This window comes from Flavobacterium johnsoniae, from assembly GCF_001879205.1.
Classification (GTDB): Bacteria; Bacteroidota; Bacteroidia; order Flavobacteriales; family Flavobacteriaceae; genus Flavobacterium; species Flavobacterium johnsoniae_A.
The window spans coordinates 90,114-109,056 of the sequence record NZ_MLFK01000009.1 but is presented as its reverse complement, the minus strand read 5'-3'; the positions used below and the strand labels follow the sequence as shown (position 1 = coordinate 109,056).

The window sequence follows — 18,943 nt, the reverse complement described above, 5'->3', positions numbered from 1 at the left end:
AATTTACTATTTATAAAGATGATTTACTAAATATTGATTTTTACCAAGAAATAAGGAATAGTTTACACAAATATCGAGTAATATAAGAAATTATTGAAATTATTATCATTACAAAAGGCAGGAAATGATGTGTTTTTGTAGTGTTATTTGTAGTGTTTTTATTGCACAAATAATATAGTATAAAAGATTAATTTATATATTTTTACAAATAATCCTATTAAATACAGCACCTCAAAAACATGAAAACTAAGAAAAAAGTGTCCCTATTTTCGAGATAATTTTCAGAAAATAAAACACACTATTCTTACCCCCTTTACTAATTACAATAATAAAAAACCACAAACAAAAATGCTAAAAAAAAAATTGACTCTTAAGCGTATTGAGAAAAATTTTACCCAGGAAGAAATGGCTCACCTTTTAGGAATTTCTCAATCTCAATACAGTCGGCGCGAGCGTGGCACCACCAAAATATCTACTGCAGAATGGAATAAACTTGCTAACATTCTCGAAACTGATTTAGCTATGATTTATGAATCTGATGAGAATATCCAGTTACTTAACGAAACCGAAAAAAACATTTACAATGAATTCTCAAATTATAAGAATGATAACATCGAATTCACCCTCATAATAATGCGAAAATATATTGAAAAACTTGAATTTGAGAACAAAAAATTAAAATCAAAACTTTCTAAAGTTGTAAATGAATTTGCTCAAAAAATTTAAAGTCAACAATTGCTTTTTCAATGAACAAATAATTACTCAGAACTTCTTAGAACAAATAGATTATTTACTCATCAACAAACATGGAAACCGTAGTAGGCTGAAAAGACGTATACTAGAGTAGGCTTAATTTAAAAAACAAAAAAATGAAAAAAATGAGTCTTAGCAATCGCGCTAAATTTCTGACAAGGTCTGAAATGAGAATTATCGCTGGCGGGTACACTCCAGGATTATGTAACACCAGAAGAGAGTGTCCAGAGGGTTGTGCTGTTTTTACAGGCGATGGACATGGATATTGCAGTACTTGCTGCATAGCATAAAAAGGTCTTATCAGGTGCAGGGATTTTGCACCTGATTTACTCATTTTTAATTTTTGAACTATAAAAATGCTAAAACATATATTCACCTTACTATTTTTCATTTACTCGGGTAATTTTTTTTCTCAAAATTCTGCCAATATACAGGGAAAAATATTAACCGATAAAAATTATGAAAAAGATACTATAGTCTTTTCTGCAGGGATAATAGATGAAAAATACTATGCCAATACCAAATTGACTTCTGCAATAAATAATAATAAATTCAACATTCAAGGAATTTTCAGCTGCCCGCAAATGTATTCATACTCCATGAATAGTGAAAAAGATGTTATATTATTTAGAAACGGAAAATACTTTATTGACCAATCAACCACTTCAATAATAGTATCTGATATGATAACGAAACAAGGTGAAGTAATTGGTAAAACGGGAAATGAATACCAAAATAAATTCATCCCCTTTATACTTGCCAATTCATCTGATAATTTCGAACATTTTTATTATAACAATTCCGAAATGTTTGATAAAAAACTATATAAATATGTAATAAAAAATCCGGACTCATACGTTGCTCTTTGGTTTTTAATTGAACGATACAATATTGAGGGATATAGTGATTTATATGAAACTACTCTAAACTCATTTTCTCACTCCATTAAAAAGCAAAAATTATGGCTCACTTTAAACGCAGAATTAAAAAACACATTAATAAGAAAGGGCCGGAAATTTCCAGAAATGTCTTTACAGAACACTAGTTTAAAAACAGAAATTTTAAATATTCCTGATTCTAAATATACTCTTATCGAATTTTGGTTTAGCAGATGCCGTCCATGTTTGGAACAACTGCCTTCTCTAAAGAAAATTTATAACCGTTATTATGCTAAAAGCTTCAATATAATTGCGATTTCAACTGATAAAACGCAAAATGTAGTTCCATACTGGCAGAAAAGAATCGTGGAATATGAAATACCCTGGAAAAATTATCTCGATGAAAATGCTGTAATAGCTGCTAGAGAAAAAATAATCTCCTTCCCTACTAACTTCTTAATAGATAAAGACCATAATGTAATTAAAAAAAATATTACACCAGAAGACTTAGAAAAATTTTTATCTGAAAACCTTTAATAACTATCTAACCAATGACTGAAGATTTTAATTACCTTTTTCAATACATAGAGAAAGAAAAATTATCAATTGATAAAACCGAATTTTTATTTCAGATTCAATCGCATCCTGATTATCCATCATTATTGTCAATTGTTGACGCACTAACATTCTTCAATATACCAAATGGAGCCCTTGAATTACCATCATCAGAAATAGATAATCTGGCAGATTATTTTGTTGCTCTTTTAAAAGTTGAAAACACCCAGCCACAATATTATTTTCTGGAAAAAAAAGAAAATAGATATTTTTTTAATAAAAATAATAAAACATTTGAAATTTCCAGATCAGAAATTGAAAGCCGATGGAACAAGTATGTCTTATTAATAGAAAATTCAGAACCTCAAAATTTCAGTAAAAAAAGCAGCAAATCAAAGTTTTATTATTTCTTACCAATAATTGCTTTTTTACTTCTTTTGGCAAACTTTAATGAAAGTATAGCAACCAAACTCTTTTTTCTATTCCCTGCAGTTGGTATTCTATTTTCAATTGCAGCTTTAAAAGATTTATTTGGAACGAAAGCTAAAATCATTGACTCCTTTTGCAATATGACGGCATCTACAGAGTGTTCAACTGTAGTGGAATCCGAAAAATGGAAAATTTTTAAAATTATAAATTTCAGCGATCTAAGTATCGTTTTCTTTGCGTCTCAATTTATTGGAATACTGTTATTTCTTCTTTACAATGAAAGCAACATGTTTTTCAGCATCCAGCAGATTTTGCTATTTGCAGCTTTACCTGTTTTATTTGCATCAATTTATTATCAAAAATTTGTAGAGAAAAAATGGTGCCCCCTATGCTTGACCATTATTGGAATAACTATACTGGAAAATATATTTATTACTGTCTTAAAACCAACTTTTGCCCCTATTTCAACAAATGGCATTATTCTTTTTGGTTTCGTTTTTATTTCCGTTTTCTTTCTGTGGCTTAACCTAAAAGCATTATTAACAAATCATAAAAACTTAAAAGAATTTAAAATAGAAGGAAGTCGCTTTATGCGAAATTATTCCATCTTTAAAAATACCTTATTGAATTCTACACAAATTGCATATACAGAAAGTATTTCATCACCAATTCTGTTAGGAGATGAAAATGGATCCTTAAAAATAATAGTTATCTCTAATCCATTCTGTGGACATTGCAGTAAGATGCATACTATTATGGAAGAAATATTACATAAAAATCGTGAAGGTATATACTTTGATCTGCGATTCAATTTTAATGAAAATGAGAGCGACGAGAAATCAACAAGAATACATCACAAATTAGTTTCAATTTATCTCAATCAAGGGCAAATTGCTTTTAGAGAAGCAATGAAAAATTGGTTTGAAAATAAAGATGAACACAAAATAAAAACGGATAACAATCTGTTGCTTAACAATGTAGAAACTGTACAAATTCTTAAAGAACAATTTGCTTGGAATCAAGCTAATAATTTAAATTTTACGCCCGCTATTATTATAAATTCATTTTTATTCCCCAAAGAATTCGACAGAAAACAACTCTCTTATTTTATAAATGATTTAATAGATGACTCCAATTTTTTCTTAAATCCATCATTAGTTTTAAACGAATTTTAAATTGTTTCTTCATTCTTGGCATTAAAATTTAGATCTAGAAAACAAGACAAAAATATCTTGTGATAATTTGGTCATTAGTTAGATAAAATAACTTTATATATTACAAAAAATGAAATTTAATACATCAAAAAATATTTCATATATACTCTTCTATACCTTTTTATCATTATCCAATTACAGTGTTGCTCAGGAAAAATCTAACAAAACATTTTGTCTGGATGGACATTTTAAAAATAATTATCAGGGCTATCTTTATTTACAATATGAAGACATAATTGACAGCTGTCTGGTTCAAAATAAGCACTTTCATTTTAAGGGATTCATTAAATCAAATGAAGCGATAGCAACATTTAGCAGTAAGGGAAAAATTACTGCAATGAAGAAAGAATTTTTACTTAGAAAATACAAATATTGCAATTAAGTTAAATGAAATTGTTAAAAGAATAAACAACAATGATATCACTTTTTTTAATCCCGAATTTGTAAAAGGAACTAAAACAATAATTATTCAAAATGATTACGAAAATTTTGAATTATTATATAAAAATGATCCAAATTGGGATAAAAAAAATATTAAAAAAATTGAAAGTATAATCGAAGAAAATCCACAAAATTTATATAGCGGATCATTACTAGCAGGTCTTTCATGGAATAAAAATCTTGATCCATCAGAACTTTACAGATTGTATAGCAAACTTGACAAAGCATATCAAGATGAAACAACAAATAAAGTAATTGAAAAAAACCTTTTAATCGAAAATAAAGTTAAAATTGGAGATGACGTATTCAATTTTGAACTCTTAGATTCTAATAATAAATTATTTAATTCCAGTGATCTTAAAGGAAAATATTTTTTAATTGACTTTTGGTCAAGCGGATGTGCTCCATGTAGAAGACAATTTCCAAAACTTAAACAAGTATATGAATCTTCTAAAAAACATTCTTTTGAAATTATAGGAGTTTCCCTCGATAAAAGTAAAAGTAAATGGAAAACAGCTTTAGAAAAAGATAATTTGCCTTGGATTAATGTTATTGATCAAAGTGAATTTTCTGGAATTATTGCCAGACAATACAATCTATGGTCAATTCCATCAAATTTTCTAATTGATAAACAAGGAAAAATTATTGCAATTAATATTGAACCTGACGCTTTAAAATCTTTACTAATTAATCAATATGACTGATTAAAAAGGCCGCATAATACATGTAAAAAATAAGCAGATATTGAAAAATTAACAAAACCGTAGGAAACCGAAAATACGTAAACTAGAGTAGGCAAACAAAAAATAATAAAACCATGAAAAAAATGAGTTTAAGCCAAGGAGCTAAGTTCCTAAAAAGATCAGAATTAAGAGAAATCTTTGGAGGATACGAGTACGGATCGAAATGTATTAGCTGCAATAGAGGATCTGACTGTGGAAGCACTGTATGCGCTATTAATCAGCCAAATTGCCCTAGTGGCAAATATTGTCTTTGATAGACAACTTTATTTTTGTATTGTTATAATTTAGTAACAGTATTATTATGTGACAAATAATTTATTACTAGCAAATATTTGTCAAAGTTTCTCAAAAAAGACGCCCCTTAAACTTATAATGATTAAGGGGTATTTTATTAGTATTTTCTTCAAAATTATCTCAAATTCATAAACTTAAGAAATGTGAAAAATGATTTCAAGCTATTATATCCTTTTTTCACACATAATTATCTTTTGCAGGGATTTAAAAAGCTTACTGAAATTTGCACTCTTTTTTAAAAACTTCACTCTCTTGAATTTGGTTATTGCTTCCTCCAGCATAAGTCCTGAATTTCGGGAATAAAGTACAACCGGAATCCTTTTCAACCCTTTAATATCACGAAGTAATTTAAGAAATCCAGTTCCATCAAGATACAGCATGTTATAATCCAGGAAAATTATATCTGGTGATAATCTTGAGTCCTGAAGCTTTTTTAGAGCTTCAAGTGCACTACTTTCTACTGATGATTTAATTTTATTATTAATTGCATTTAGGACTAATACAAAAGTCTCTGCATCATCATTTATATCGTTGACTAGTAATATATTTTTGTATTTCATTCCTCAACTAATTTTTTTAGTAAAAAAAAGTTCTATAATAAGGCAGTAACTGCCTTAAATTCGGTACAATTTTATAACAAAATAAAACTACATCAAAGAGCAGGAATGCTAATTTGTAATAACTCTGAAAAACTTTGTAATAACTTACATTCTACCTTTTAAATTGATAAATGCAAGCAGCGATTGTTTTGATTTTTTTATTTTTAAATTAAAATATAAGATGACTTTCTCTGTTGTTTTTTTGCTTGTTTAGTCATTCCTTTATTTAAAACAATATCGAAAACCCTTTAGTGTATTTTGTAAACAAATCAACCGCAATAAGAATGATAAGAAATCCTAAAAAAATTAGGATATAGGTAATTATTTGGGCTTTTTTATTGAATTCAAAAGTATCGGGATTTATAAAATAATCAGCATAGACAGCCGGAGAAATTTTGATATGGGGACAAAATAAAGTAACGCCTTTCAAAAAATGGCCTATTAAATCGTACTTGTTTTTTGGGATATAAGTCATCCCATTATCCGGTTTAGAAAAATGAATAGGAATCTGTTTCCCATCCTTAAAACCGAAAATATATCCAGGAGAATATTTTGTTCCAATTTTCCTATCGATATCACTTACATAGGCTTCAGTGCTGTGTTCGAGCTGTTTGTATGAAAGAGTCTGAACAATGCCATCATATTGATGGTAATGTATGCCAAACTGATCTACAGAAATGAGGATAATTTTTTTAAGTTTTTGACGCTTGTACGAATTCTTGTAAAAGGCCCAAATAACCCACAGCAGAATAGGGAAATAAATTAAGTTGAAAATCATCTCACCATTAGATAAATGGCTATTATGCTCCAGCTGAATACTTAAGGGAATCCCAATAAACAAAGCCAGCATCGCCATACACAAAAATCCAAACATGATATAAACCAATATGGTAGCGGTTAGATTGCGTTGAGAAGATATTCTTGGGAAATTTTCTTTATTATAAATCATTAACTGTTATATAGGGTTTGACCTAAAATCAAATATAGTAATTTCAACCTTAGCTCCTATTAGCTGTTATGTAAAAAAATAGAATGCTTATAAGCATGGAAAGTGCCTATTATAATATCTCTCTGCATATTTCTTTATTTAAAAAACATTGAAAATGCATTTGAGCCTTTTTTCTTTTAAAAAAGGGATCATACGACAGCTTTAATCCCTCACTCTCTACCTTTAACGCTTCATCGAAATTCCCTTGAAGTGCATAAAGACAAGCTTTTGCATCATAAAAATTCAAATTATTTTCCAGAAAAATGGCTCTGTCAATATATTTCATCATATTTTCATCTTTGAAACTATTATCCAATTGGGGATTCATAATATGCAGCCACACATAGTTATTAAGTGTCGATGGTCTATCGCTGTCAAGCTCAATAGAACGTTTGTAAAACTCTTTTGCCCGTTTGAGATTCACGGTATTTCGGAAATGGAAATTCATTCCTATCAAAAACTGATAGTATCCTAAAATATTATTTTCATTAAAATTAAAAAGATAATGGCGCTGATTGCTATCCGTTAACTTATAATAACATTCCATCTCTTTTTCAACATAAGCTTTACCGTCATTTCCATTCCATACAATATAATCTCCATTTTTGAATAGCCATCTTATATAATTATGGCTTGGAATCTCGACCATTTTAAGCGGAAGTCCTGCCATCTGCCCTATTCCAACATAAATTTCACAATAGAGATCACAGTCAAGAAATCGACAGAATTCTTCTTTTCCGGCAAACCAGTATTTTTCTCTGTAATTATTCTTTCTCAGCCCTGCGCTTTCAAAATAAAACTGTTCCCTCATAGCACCGGTTAAAAAATCAAAGTGCTTTTCTTGTCCGGTTTTAAAAAGAAATTTTTCCTCAGTTAATATACTGTCGATTATTTTAAGTACGCTCACCGCTGTCAGTGAATCTCCATTTTTAATATCGTCAAGCGTAAATTTATTTTTAATCCTATTCACAGCTTTATTAAACATTTTTTTGTAGGAGGCTATTTCCTTTTCATTATTTCCATAAAAAACAGTGTCCATCTTGAGCAGTTTGTACGTTGTAGTGGACTCAAACTCAATCTCACTTTCCGGAATATATTTTTTTGCAAAAGTTTTAGCAGTACTTAACAATACACAAAACAGCACAAATAAAAATTTCAATAATTTCATTATCCTCAATTTTTTCAAAAATAGTCATTTTAACTATAACTAAATTTTCGATAGGTCAAAAAATCCTTTTTAGCAGTTTTTTTTTACTGTTTTTATGTCAAAAAGTTCTCATAATTTAAAATCACAGAAGCAGTAAAATTACTATTTTCTTACAAATAAACATTTTAACAAGTGTTTAATCCACGTTTCTTTTAAAAAAAAACAGTAAAAAATACATTTATAAGATAATTCACTAAAAATTACAATATAACAAAAAACAATAACATTATATTATAGATTTGTCTCCTATTTAACACAAAAACCATAAAATTGAAACTTACGAATTCTTCAACAAAGGCTGTGAATTTATTTTTAACGTTCTTGCTTTTAAACATTTTATTAGCGACATTGGTTACAACAGATTATTTTTATGAACCTCAGAGCTCGCCATATTACGCTTTCACTTTCTTTTCTCTAATGCTTATTATTTCAGCAACTATATATAAATCAGATAAAAACACATTTTTAAACCCTATAAATATTTTGTTTGGAATCTGGTGTATGTATATCCTAATACGTTTTGCAGACAATGCGGCATCTGCTCAGATTACAATCCAGATGATTACATTATATCTGCTCCTGAATGTTAGCACCAGCCTGCTCAAAACCAAGGTCATTAATATTAATATACTGTTATATGGAATAGCCGTTATTGCAGCATTAGAGTCTGTTTTCTGTATACTCCAGTTCTTTGGCTTTGTGGAGAGCAAAAATAATTTTTATACAGTGACAGGAACCTGGAATAATCCAAATGTAACAGCCATATTTTTATCTTTAACCTTACCGGTAAATTTCTTTCTTCTTCGCAGCAGATTTAGAAATCTAATTATTCTAAATATTGTATCTCTTGCCGCTGTCCTACTAATGCTAAAATGCAGAACAGCTTTTATAGGTTTTTTTGTCTGCTCTTTAATTTATTACAGTTTAGAATTCCGTTTACTGGACTGGACCAGAAATAAAAAAAATAAAAACTCGCTTAAGGCATTAATTGTTCTTGCAATTCTCGTATTAACTCCAACTTGCATTAGTCTATATAATGCCAAAAAAGAATCGGCCGATGGTAGAAAATTTATATGGAATCTGTCTCTTGAGATGGCATTAGAAAAGCCTTTAACAGGATACGGCTACGGTAACTTTGAAAAAGAATATAATTTATTTCAGGCAGATTATATCAGAAAAGGAGCTGCATCAGATGAGGAAATTAGAAATGCCGGACCTGTAATAATGCCTCACAATGAGATTATACATAATCTCGCTGAAGGAGGTATCATAGGACTTTTTCTTGCTTGTTCTTTTTTTACTTCATTGTTTCTAAGATTTAAAAATGAGAAAACAAATATTGAAAATTCAATACCAGTACAAACTGTGAGATCTTCTAACAAAAAAATTATGGGTGTCGCTTATGCCGGCGCGGGTTCTTTCATAGCTATGTCAATGGTAAATTCCACCTTGCAGATAATTCCATTGATTTTTATGCTAATTATTTATAGCTCTATAATTTCAAGTATGCATCAGCCTGTACAAGTAATTTCTCAAAACATAACTCTGAAAAGAAACCGAATTGCTTCGTTGTTTTCTATGTTCTCGGTCATTTGCTTATGTGTTTATCTTCTTTACACTATTACCTCCACAGCTTATTCAGACAGGCTTAATCAAAAGGCCGCAACGTTGAGAAATGCAAAACGCTCCAAAGAAGCTCTTTTAGTTATGCCCGGATTAGAGAAAAAAATTGGTACTCAGAGCCTTTACTGGGAAAATTATGGCAGGATTTACATGGACCTGGGTGAGTATTCAAAAGCCATTTATTATTTTGAAAAAGCAAAGAAAGCCAGCTCACTTCCTGAACTTTATTCATGCAGCGGTGTATGCTATGAAAAAATGAATCAATATCCACAGGCAATAAAAGAATATGAAATGCTAACTGCTTTGGATCCTTCCAGATTTGTTTATCGAATGGCATTACTGCAAGTTTACTTAAAAAACAGGAATACTGAAGAAGCTTTGAATCTAGCAACTCAAATTATTAAAATGAAACCTAAAATACCTTCTGAAAAAGTTAATAGTTATAAAAACATATGCCATAATTTACTAAAAATTGCCAGTATCCAAAAACAGAAAAGTCCTTTCTAATTTTAAACCTAAAACTATCATAAATACCTAATAAATCTAACAAATAACCATGCTTAAAACAATACTTAAATTAATCTTCATACTATCTCCTGCTTTTGTGTTTGCACAATATCCAGACCAGATCGAAGCCGCTTTAAAAAAAGCAGGAAACAACAGACCTCAACTTGAAAAAGCCCTGAAATACAGTTCAGACACAAAAAACGAGCTTAAATTGAAAGCCATGGAGTTTCTGATAACAAATATGGATATTCACAATACTTCCGATTATTACTGGGAAGATGCTTCAGGCCAGAAAATAGAATACAGTGAACTAAAATATCCTGATTTTGAAGAGGCTAAGAATGCTTTTGTAAAACTGAAAGAACAAAATCCAGGAATAAAACCGAAATCTTTTATTTCTAAAGATATAGAAACCATACAAGCAGATTTTCTCATAAAAAATTTAGAAAATGCATTCAAAGCCTGGAAAGAGACTGAATTGAAAAATATTTCCTTTACGGACTTTTGTGAATATATACTTCCTTACCGCATAGATGTGGAACCTCTTCAGGAATGGCGAAGTATATATTCAGAAAAATTTAAATGGATAAATAAACAAATATCCTCAAAAGAATTCAGTCAGGTACTTCCTTATGTAAAAGATGATTATGAGAAATGGTTTACCAACACGTGGGGTGAGCAGCGAAAAGAACCATTACCGAGGCTTAGTGCTTTACAATTGCTGCAAAGAAAACAGGGCCCTTGTCCCGATATAGCAGATCTGGGTGTATTTATTATGCGATCGCAAGGTGTTCCTGCCACAGTGAATGTAATTCCCTTTTGGGCCACTTCCACTGGAGGACATTTTATGAATACCTTCTTTGGAGATCAAATGAAAGAGTACTATTGTGATTACGGAGCCAAAAGTTTTGATGAAAAACTACAAAGAGAACCTTCGAAAGTGCTTAGAATAACCTACTCTAAAAATCCAAATACACTGGCTGCATTTGAAGACAGCAATAACATTCCCCCTGGAATACTGCAACAGGAAAACTATATTGATGTAACTAAAGATTTCTGGGACACCAGAGATGTAAGCTGTTCTCTTTATCAAACGCAAAAACAATCAAAAATTGTTTATGCCACAACCTTTAACGGATTAATATGGCAGCCTTTCTGGTGGGGTGCAATTATAAATAATGAAACCGTTTTCACCTCTTTATGTAAAGAAACAGTAATCATTCCCCAGTATTTTACTAATGGAAAACTCATTCCTGCCGGTCCTCCTTTGGTTATAGGTCAAAATGATAATAAAGTATTGATTCCTGATCTTAATCAAAGACGAGATATTATTCTGGCAGAAAAAGAGAAATACTTAAAATTTAAACTGGGGGTTTCATACAAATTGTTCTACTGGCAGGACGGCTGGAAAATAGCAGGTGCTCATAATGTTACCACTGCTTTGTCAGAATTGAAGTTTGAGAAAGTTCCAAAAAACGCTTTACTTCTCCTTGTGGCAAGTGATACCAAACATTTAGAAAGACCTTTTACAATTGAAGATGACGGCAGCAGAACTTGGTATTAGTTTATGCCGGAATAAAACTTTTTTTTCTTAAAAAATGTAATCGATTACAAAAAAAAAATAATTACTTAACTATCAAAAAATGAAAAACAAAACCTTACCTGCATTAATGCTTGGACTGCTGATCTATCCGGTATTTCTTAGCGCTCAAATCAGTGATAAAGCAGTTAAAAACCTTCCCGCACACATTGTATGGAAAGTACAGCAGCTGTCATCAGTAGTGAATCTTAGTGAAGAACAGCAGTTAAAAATAGGACGAAGCTTTTTTATAAAAGACAGCCTTGCTAATAAAAGCCTTGCCAGCGGACAGCCTTTCTCAAAGCTTGAATCTTTTTACAATAATGACAGCCAGACTCTTAAACCAATACTAACATCATATCAATATGATATTTATGAGTTTGAAAATGATAAAAGCAACCGTTTTTTAACTGCATTAAAATTTGCATCAGATTTAAAACTTAATCCCGATCAGATAACTAAACTCCGAAAACAAAAAGATTTTTTACTTAATGAACATCTTACCGATAAAAAAGAAATTATAACTTTTTATAACACCAAACTTAGCGAAATACTTAACAAAGATCAATATGTCTCGTTACTTCAGATTGTTTACAGTGATAAATCAAAGGCAGATGCAAAAAAGGACTGGGAAAGAATTAAACAACTTAAGCTAATTACAGATAAAAACAGCGACAGCCAGTATGCCGAACTGGAAAAATACCATCTCATTAAAAATGGTTATCTGGATATAGATTCGGAACAATACGACAAAAAGAAACTTGCATTACAGACTGAAAAAATTGCTCTTCAGGAAACTCCGCTTTTAATTAGAGCCAATATATTATCCGCAGGGGATTATAAAAATAACACCTATTCAACTATCATAAAATATGAAAAAGATGTAAAACTTACTGCTTCACAAACTGATACTATTCTAGCGAAGTACAAGGAGCTTGTAGCAATAAGATTTGAAAATGAAGAAAGGGATCTCACAAGCAAACTACCAATTAAAGAGCCTGCAGAATATGATAATATCATCAAGATTTTAACTCCTGAACAAATAGACATCTGGCTCGCAAGCAAAAATAAAAACCAGTCCCTAAAAGTAGCGCAGAAAAACTGGAAAAAACTGGAAATGGAAGGATTGATAAAAGGTCTCAATCAGGATGCTGTAATACAGGAATTTGCTGCTTATCAGCTTCAATTTTTAATAGCTGATGAGAAAGCAAGAATGTATAATACATCAGAATACTCATTTTACAGGAGAGATATAGAACAGAAAAAACCAGTCCTGTTAAAGAAGTTGGATTTAATCGCACGAAATAAATCCAAAGGCATTGCTACCAAAAATGAGCTGACCTGGTAAAATATGAATTATCTAAACCATAAATATAAACCATGAAAAGAATTACTAAACAAGCAGTTTCATTACTGCTCTGCGGTATGGGAACCATTCTATGCGACGCGCAGGAATCACATGCTGACAGAAATGCTTTGTATAAAGCAGAAAAACAGCTTATCGAAGGTCAGCTAAGCTATAATCCACGCGAAGCTGTAGCTACCTACACTCATTTGGCTTCTAAGGGTAGTGCAAGAGCCATGAATGGACTCGGATTAATTTACTTTAAGGGAATAACAACTCCTGTAAACGAAACAGAAGGAATAAAATGGCTGGAAAAAGCAGGAGAAAACGGATATGCCAAATCCTGGTATAATTTAGCTCTTCTTTATAAGGAAGGAATTGGAAAAGCTAAAGATATAGCCAAAGCAGTTTCATATTTTGAAAAAGCTGCTAAGGCTGGATACAATAAAGCATGGCAGCAATGGGCTGAGATTTACAAAGACGGAATTGACGTTCCTCAGGATTACACAGCCGCCATGGATATATTCAGACAGGGTGCAGAAAATGGAAATGTACATTGTCTTTATTCTCAGGGTTATTTATATTACAAAGGATTTGGCTGTCAGCAGAATTATTCTAAAGCGTTGGAGCTTTTTGAATCTGCTTCCCAGAAAGGCGATAAATATGGGATGTATATGCTTGGATTATGCTATAGAAACGGTTATGGAACATCTATAGATAATGAAAAAGCAAAATACTGGCTCACCAAATCAGCAGCACTGGGAGTTAAATCTTCAGATCGTGAATTAGCTGAATCTCAGCCAGAAAATGCTGAGCCAAACCAAGCTAAAACAGTATCAAGACCATTTGAAGAGGTAACAAATATTAACAGTACCGAAGCTCCAAAAACTTTCATAAAAGTTAAACAGCTGCCTCTAAATAATAGCCTTACTGGAAATTATAGGGGAAGCTTAATCCGTTACGACTGGAGCGGGCAGAATATCATTTCCAGTATTCCTTTAGAAATAAATTTTAATCAAAATGGTAAAAAGCTAGTCGGTAATATAAAAGAAAAAACAGGTCAAAATGTTAAATTAAAAGCAGAACTGCAGAATAATAAAATTGTATTTGAGGATTCTAAGATTGAGCTTTTAGATTATTACCATAAAAGTGCTCCTACTCCATACGACATAAAAGAAGCACAAATCCAACTGATACAGGCCGATGATGCCTTATTTCTCGCAGGTAACATTCAGCTTTATGACAGCAAAAGGCATGAAAATGAGAAACCCATGTATTTAATAATGGAAAGAAGCGAAGCTGTCAATTCAACAAAGGAAAGTCTTTCTTCGGTATTAATATACCCAAATCCTGTTTTAAGCGAATTTAATTTAAGCTTTGATCTCGATAAGGATATGGATGTCAGCATGGAAATTTACAGCATGAATGGAGTTAATTTATACAGCCGTGAATGGAAGCAAATGAAAGCAGGACATCAAAGCAAGACAATTAATTTGAATCTGCCAGGAGGCTATTATCCCCTAAGATTAAAATATAACAATGAGATAAAAACAACAATTTTAATTAAGCAATAAAACTAATGGGAAATAAATTTATTTTTATAGTATTAACTTTTTTTTGTTTATTAACGGGGCAGTTTACTTTTGCCCAGGATTATAATGGCGGAAACGGAGGCTCTCCAATGGACGACCCAGGTTATCTATGGAATTTGGGATGGTTAAACGAAGTTTGCGTAGGCTCAGGATGCAATATGAATCATCTGGACAATGTTAATGTACAGAACAATTTCACAGAAGACTATATTTATTTATGGAATGTATTACATTCATTTGAAGCTTATGATTATGACTTTTCTTCAGGAGGAAGCGGCGCAGCCGATGCGGAGGAACTTCTCCATCAGATTGAAGAAAATCCGCAATTTTTTCTTTGGTTCAAAGACCAGGACACAGATGCCTTTCATTCGGCAGTAGCTATAACAAAGGAAGACATTAGTCCAGGAATCAATGACCCGGTAGACTATTGGTATTTAGGCACTTCGATGGGTAAAGATTGTGATGACACTTATTACAACTTAGCCAATCAATGCAGTCCTAATTTTATTATTACTGACGGAAATAATCCAAATAGAGTAGCAACTAATGGCAAAGCTTTGGTTATGGTAAAAAAAGATTCTGACAGAACTGCAAATATTTCTCTGGCCTTTGACAAGTTCACACCTGCCATTGGATCAAATTACCCAATATGGTCCGGCACAGGCATAACCAGTAATGGAATTTCTGCTTCGTATTCCGGAAGTTCTACTTCTAATTTTAACATGAAAATTACTCAAGCATTATCTACAAGTGGCAAGATTGAAATTGTAAATGAAGGTAAAGCTAATTTTTCAGCTCAAATTAATGAGATAAAAGAAAAAATTAACGACGTAAGTGATGTCTTTAGAAATTTTGTGGAGGCAAAGGGAACTAAAGTTACCGAGGGACAAAAAGCCTTAGATTTCACTGGAACTATAGAGAGATGGAATGTAGACATGTTAAACGATGGAACGAGAACAGGTAAGGCAACATCTATAGACTTAAAAGGGACATACACCATGACAATGCCAAAAATCAAAATTCCTATCTACGAAACTGGGATTGCGCATTTATACGCGACAATTGATTTAGGCACTGGTACGGGCTCTGCAAATATTAAAGGTATCTTTGATGATTCTACAGAGGCCACGGCAGAATTTGAAGGCGGATTTGAACTGGGTTTTACAGCATTTTCCGGAGGAGTCTCTGCTGTTATTGGAGATGAAGATAAATTATGCGCCGCAGCTACAGGAACAGTTAATATCGGATATTTTAAAGTAGGCGGTACATTACTGGCTAATAATTTGGGAAGAGTGATACTTTTAACTCCTCACCTCAAGATCGGTGAAGTTGGTGCTGATTACAGTTTGTCCGTAAAAGTCAATATTGGTACTTTAGAAGAAAAATGTGAAATAGTTGCCGGAAGTTTTCCAATATGGAACGAACAGGACATTCCATTCAGTCCATGGATAATTTATAGTACTGAATAAATACTAAAACATAAATAAAAGTCATTATGAAACTCAAATATGCAATTCTCTTAAAATTGTTTTTTTTACTACCATTGATTTTATGTGCACAAACACAGAACAATAAAAAAACTAAAAGTTACGAAAAACTAGAGCATTTAACAATAGATAAAATTATTTATTACGATAGCCCTTATTACATATACGCTCATAAACCAGTTGAAACTGCCTATAAGCCGGCCTGGTACTGGGGATATTGTGCCAAAAACTATCCACCTGCTTTTAAAGACTATGCTAAGGAAGCTAACGCCTACATCCTTCCTCCTAAATCATTCTCTGAAAAACAGCTGACAGATTACGAGGCTAAATTCAAAAACCTTAAACCTCAGGACTATCCTAGCCCTCATGTTTACTGTTATTCTGAAATATATTTTACCTATAAAAAGACAAAGAAACAATACCTGATGGTGTTATCTTATGAACTAGATAAGGAAATTTCGAATATACAGTTAAACAAACTGGACACATTGAAATTCAAAATCCCGAAAGATCAGAGAATGAAATCGGCTAAAAATGGTAATGATGCTTATGCTTCATTATATGACGCTCCAACACATATTAATTACTATGTTTTGGATTCAGACGGTATTTATAAGGAAGGCGATAATGGTGAAATTTACTTAAATATAATTAAGGACGGAAACAGTAATTTCGAGCTTAGCGGAAATAGATTCGATCATTTATTAAAGACGTTAAAAAATTCATCCAGCTACATTCGCAGTTACATAACAGATGGTACACGTTTTTTTGAAACTGACAAACCCACTCGTAATGGAATAACAGTAATTGGCAGTAAAAGAAAAAAACCTTGATTCCAAAATCAATATTTTAAGTTTACTTGAACAAAGTGTTTTACACTAAAAAAAATACGAGCCATTTTTAATGGCTCGTATTCTATTTTAATCATTACTGCAGTAATCCCTTTAACTGAGCCAGTGTATCCGTATTATTACTGATTTTGGTCCAGTCTGTTTTTTGTGTTGGATCGATACCGTTAAAATATTTTTCAATATTAGTATAACCGTCATTATTTAAATCTTTGTTCGCATCAGAAGCGTCATTTGGATTTAAACCGTATTTTTTCTCCCAAGCATCAGAAATACCATCATTATCCGAATCTTTGTATGCTTTCCCTTTATAGTCTGGGTAACCTCCTACTTGATCCGGACTGGTTATAATTCCTTTCTTATATGAATCAGCCGGGAGTCTTCTTTTTATGAATTCTGAACCGATTGCATTTTCTAAACCGTCTTTCACCTCAATTTTTCCTGTACGGACTTGTTTTATAACGCGTTCGTCAACGGCATCTCTTTTGGGAAGAGTCGCTCCCACATTGTTTAATACAAACTCGTATGCTTCTTCTGCCTTCATAATGGTAATGTGCGGCATTGAAAATGGTTTTGTCTGTTTGATATAAGCTAAATCGTCTTTAGCATCTTCTAATGAAAGATCTTCCAACTGAATTCCGCCATTCCAGTTATCAGCCGTTACTTCCGGAGACCCCACTATATAATTCCCATTAACATACGCTTTGCCAAAAGTTTTAGGTTCCATGTTGCGAGATTCCGGTTTTAAGATTCTATAACGAATAGGCTGATCTGTTGGCGTGATTGGTCCTGGTTTAAAATAATTATTGATAATATTGAATAAAGAGCGATGGTCTCCCCCGTCCAGAGATCGATTCCACCAATTGAACAGCACATTATTTACAAAATTAAAGTCGCCGTACATTCCGATCGAAGCATTTCTCGAAATATTATCGGCCCATAAATTTCTTAGAAAAGTACTGTTTAGTCCTCCAATTGTACTTCCGAAAGCATGATTGTAGACATCTAATCCTTCAGCAGATATTGTATTCTGAATAGTAATATTACAGGCTGGCAATTTTTCTAATACCGCTTTTTTATTAACCTGAAAAAGGTGTCTGTAAAGCGAAATATTTTCGTCGAGTCCCCAGCTTACCGAGCAGTGATCTATAATAACATTTCCTATAACATTCCCGCCAAGAGCATCATCTCTTCGGGTAACATCGGTAGCTCCACGTCTAAAACGCATGTGTCTGATGATAACATCATGAGTATTTATTTCTAAAGTTTCTCCAGCTATGCAAATACCGTCACCAGGAGCTGTCTGCCCGGCAATGGTAACATAAGGTGCGCGCATACTAATAGGCTTTTTTAACTTAATTATTCCCGAAACATTAAATACAATAGTTCTTGCCCCTACTGCTTCACAGGCTTCTCTAAAAGTTCCTTTGCCGCTATCTTCTAAACTGTTCACTATAAATATTTTACCACCTCTGCCTCCCTGAGTAAAAGCACCTCCGCCTTCGGCACCCGGAAATGCAGGAATGTCGGCTTGTACCAAATCTTTTGGATAAGAAGCCCACGGAACATAAGGACGTCCTTGTCTGGCTTCTTCTTTTATAATGTGATAGTTAGCATTCCATATTTCATCCAGTCTTTTTTCTTCATCTGCTAAAACAGCGTCTGTTTTATCTTGAAGCGGTTTAGGAATTTCAGGATATTGTGCATACACTGATGAAAAAACGAAACAAAAGCAAACAGCCGTAATAGCGCGCTTAAAAATGATATTTACCAGAATATTTTGCATATATTTTTTATAGTTTGTTGATTAAACCACTTAAGGTCATGTCTATTTATTTTTCTATTATGATTTCACATTATT

Annotated in this window: 15 protein-coding genes; 11 read left to right on the top strand and 4 right to left on the bottom strand. The window is 32.1% G+C overall.

Going from position 1 to position 18,943, the window contains the following annotated elements:
• Nucleotides 1–348 precede the first annotated feature (348 nt).
• From BKM63_RS16390 to BKM63_RS23665, 5 genes are all read left to right on the top strand, one after another.
• A complete protein-coding gene (locus BKM63_RS16390) occupies nt 349–726 on the top strand; it encodes a helix-turn-helix domain-containing protein (protein WP_071637663.1) in 378 nt (125 codons plus the stop codon).
• A 383-nt stretch (nt 727–1,109) separates the two neighbouring features.
• The gene (locus BKM63_RS16380) at nt 1,110–2,168 is read left to right on the top strand and encodes a TlpA family protein disulfide reductase (RefSeq protein WP_071637661.1); all 1,059 of its coding nucleotides are present in this window, start codon (nt 1,110–1,112) and stop codon (nt 2,166–2,168) included.
• Between the two features lie 14 nt (nt 2,169–2,182).
• Entirely contained in the window at nt 2,183–3,790 is a 1,608-nt protein-coding gene (locus tag BKM63_RS16375; protein ID WP_071637660.1) for a vitamin K epoxide reductase family protein, read from the top strand.
• Between the two features lie 109 nt (nt 3,791–3,899).
• Nucleotides 3,900–4,211, top strand: coding sequence for a DUF4369 domain-containing protein (locus BKM63_RS16370; protein WP_071637659.1), 312 nt, complete (start codon nt 3,900–3,902; stop codon nt 4,209–4,211).
• A gap of 262 nt (nt 4,212–4,473) precedes the next feature.
• The gene (locus tag BKM63_RS23665; protein WP_071637658.1) at nt 4,474–4,974 is read left to right on the top strand and encodes a TlpA family protein disulfide reductase; all 501 of its coding nucleotides are present in this window, start codon (nt 4,474–4,476) and stop codon (nt 4,972–4,974) included.
• 497 nt (nt 4,975–5,471) lie between these two features.
• On the opposite strand, the gene BKM63_RS16360 is transcribed toward BKM63_RS23665, so the two are convergent.
• The 3 genes from BKM63_RS16360 to BKM63_RS16350 all read right to left on the bottom strand — a co-directional run bounded on the left by BKM63_RS16360 (nt 5,472) and on the right by BKM63_RS16350 (nt 8,062).
• Entirely contained in the window at nt 5,472–5,867 is a 396-nt protein-coding gene (locus tag BKM63_RS16360; protein ID WP_071637657.1) for a response regulator, read from the bottom strand.
• 265 nt (nt 5,868–6,132) lie between these two features.
• Nucleotides 6,133–6,855, bottom strand: coding sequence for a hypothetical protein (locus BKM63_RS16355; protein WP_123907084.1), 723 nt, complete (start codon nt 6,853–6,855; stop codon nt 6,133–6,135).
• Between the two features lie 109 nt (nt 6,856–6,964).
• A complete protein-coding gene (locus tag BKM63_RS16350; RefSeq protein WP_071637655.1) occupies nt 6,965–8,062 on the bottom strand; it encodes a tetratricopeptide repeat protein in 1,098 nt (365 codons plus the stop codon).
• A 540-nt stretch (nt 8,063–8,602) separates the two neighbouring features.
• Between BKM63_RS16350 and BKM63_RS16345 the strand changes: the two genes are divergently transcribed.
• From BKM63_RS16345 to BKM63_RS16320, 6 genes are all read left to right on the top strand, one after another.
• Complete coding sequence (locus tag BKM63_RS16345; protein ID WP_165608782.1) at nt 8,603–10,231, top strand: O-antigen ligase family protein; 1,629 nt, start codon at nt 8,603–8,605, stop codon at nt 10,229–10,231.
• A 49-nt stretch (nt 10,232–10,280) separates the two neighbouring features.
• A complete protein-coding gene (locus tag BKM63_RS16340; protein WP_071637653.1) occupies nt 10,281–11,795 on the top strand; it encodes a transglutaminase-like domain-containing protein in 1,515 nt (504 codons plus the stop codon).
• Nucleotides 11,796–11,874: 79 nt separating this feature from the next.
• Nucleotides 11,875–13,158: a hypothetical protein gene (locus BKM63_RS16335; protein ID WP_071637652.1), complete on the top strand. Its 1,284-nt coding sequence runs from the start codon at nt 11,875–11,877 to the stop codon at nt 13,156–13,158.
• Between the two features lie 32 nt (nt 13,159–13,190).
• Nucleotides 13,191–14,729 carry a T9SS type A sorting domain-containing protein gene (locus tag BKM63_RS16330; protein ID WP_071637651.1) on the top strand — a complete coding sequence of 513 codons (1,539 nt, stop codon included), beginning with the start codon at nt 13,191–13,193 and terminating at the stop codon, nt 14,727–14,729.
• Between the two features lie 5 nt (nt 14,730–14,734).
• Nucleotides 14,735–16,216 carry a hypothetical protein gene (locus tag BKM63_RS16325; RefSeq protein WP_071637650.1) on the top strand — a complete coding sequence of 494 codons (1,482 nt, stop codon included), beginning with the start codon at nt 14,735–14,737 and terminating at the stop codon, nt 16,214–16,216.
• A gap of 26 nt (nt 16,217–16,242) precedes the next feature.
• Entirely contained in the window at nt 16,243–17,067 is an 825-nt protein-coding gene (locus tag BKM63_RS16320) for a hypothetical protein (RefSeq protein ID WP_071637649.1), read from the top strand.
• A gap of 94 nt (nt 17,068–17,161) precedes the next feature.
• Here the strand turns inward: BKM63_RS16320 and BKM63_RS16315 are convergent, their stop codons facing one another.
• Entirely contained in the window at nt 17,162–18,868 is a 1,707-nt protein-coding gene (locus BKM63_RS16315) for a polysaccharide lyase (protein WP_071637648.1), read from the bottom strand.
• Nucleotides 18,869–18,943: the final 75 nt, after the last annotated feature.

Bases quoted from the DNA above. Each gene is read 5' to 3' on its own strand.
- BKM63_RS16390 (WP_071637663.1), top strand. From the start codon at position 349: ATGCTAAAAAAAAAATTGACTCTTAAGCGTATTGAGAAAAATTTTACC.
- BKM63_RS16380 (WP_071637661.1), top strand. From the start codon at position 1,110: ATGCTAAAACATATATTCACCTTACTATTTTTCATTTACTCGGGTAAT.
- BKM63_RS16375 (WP_071637660.1), top strand. From the start codon at position 2,183: ATGACTGAAGATTTTAATTACCTTTTTCAATACATAGAGAAAGAAAAA.
- BKM63_RS16370 (WP_071637659.1), top strand. From the start codon at position 3,900: ATGAAATTTAATACATCAAAAAATATTTCATATATACTCTTCTATACC.
- BKM63_RS16360 (WP_071637657.1), bottom strand. From the start codon at position 5,867: ATGAAATACAAAAATATATTACTAGTCAACGATATAAATGATGATGCA.
- BKM63_RS16355 (WP_123907084.1), bottom strand. From the start codon at position 6,855: ATGATTTATAATAAAGAAAATTTCCCAAGAATATCTTCTCAACGCAAT.
- BKM63_RS16350 (WP_071637655.1), bottom strand. From the start codon at position 8,062: ATGAAATTATTGAAATTTTTATTTGTGCTGTTTTGTGTATTGTTAAGT.
- BKM63_RS16345 (WP_165608782.1), top strand. From the start codon at position 8,603: ATGTATATCCTAATACGTTTTGCAGACAATGCGGCATCTGCTCAGATT.
- BKM63_RS16340 (WP_071637653.1), top strand. From the start codon at position 10,281: ATGCTTAAAACAATACTTAAATTAATCTTCATACTATCTCCTGCTTTT.
- BKM63_RS16335 (WP_071637652.1), top strand. From the start codon at position 11,875: ATGAAAAACAAAACCTTACCTGCATTAATGCTTGGACTGCTGATCTAT.
- BKM63_RS16330 (WP_071637651.1), top strand. From the start codon at position 13,191: ATGAAAAGAATTACTAAACAAGCAGTTTCATTACTGCTCTGCGGTATG.
- BKM63_RS16325 (WP_071637650.1), top strand. From the start codon at position 14,735: ATGGGAAATAAATTTATTTTTATAGTATTAACTTTTTTTTGTTTATTA.
- BKM63_RS16320 (WP_071637649.1), top strand. From the start codon at position 16,243: ATGAAACTCAAATATGCAATTCTCTTAAAATTGTTTTTTTTACTACCA.
- BKM63_RS16315 (WP_071637648.1), bottom strand. From the start codon at position 18,868: ATGCAAAATATTCTGGTAAATATCATTTTTAAGCGCGCTATTACGGCT.